Below are 580 nucleotides of genomic sequence, written 5' to 3' on the forward strand. Positions count from 1 at the left end.
CCGAGCGCAGATCAAATCCGCAATCATCGTGCCTGCGGCCGTTCCGTTGGTGATGCCCCAGGCGTTGAATCCCGTGGCGATATGAAAACCGGAGGCTTTGTCCGGATCGGGCTCGCCGGCATACGGAACTCTGTCGGCCGTGTCATAGTCCTCGTTGCACCAGCGCCACGCAATGTCTCCAACTGGAAGACTAATTCTTGCCCATTGCTCCAGCTCGACAAACCGTTTCGCGACGTCGCCGTCCTGGCCTGTATCGAACTTGGGGCCGAGCGTGACCAGCAGCGGGCCTTCGGCATCGCGGCCCGTGCGGATGGAGTGCGTCGGATCGTCGATGCCGATGAACATGCCGTCGACAGCAAGAGGGTCATCGACCCGAAACGCCATGGCAGTGTGGCAGCGCGGCTGGGTCCGGTTCGCCATGCCGATGGGGCTCTTCACTGTCATGTTGGTGGCGACGACCACATATTCGGCGTGAACGGTGCCGCCGTCGGTGACGACGCGCCAGCGGCTTGCCTCGCCAATCGAGATCGCGCGGCTGTTTTCGAAAATCCGTCCGCCACGGGCCGTCACCGCCTGAGCC

Annotated in this window: 1 protein-coding gene; it reads right to left on the reverse strand. The window is 63.1% G+C overall.

Translation table 11 applies throughout. The annotated features are described in order from the left end of the window. Positions 1–580: FAD-binding oxidoreductase (locus tag EOA19_RS34970; protein WP_164893135.1), on the reverse strand; the 580-nt coding region annotated here is incomplete at both ends.

The organism is Mesorhizobium sp. M7A.F.Ca.US.010.02.1.1 (assembly GCF_004023085.1).
Classification (GTDB): Bacteria; Pseudomonadota; Alphaproteobacteria; order Rhizobiales; family Rhizobiaceae; genus Mesorhizobium.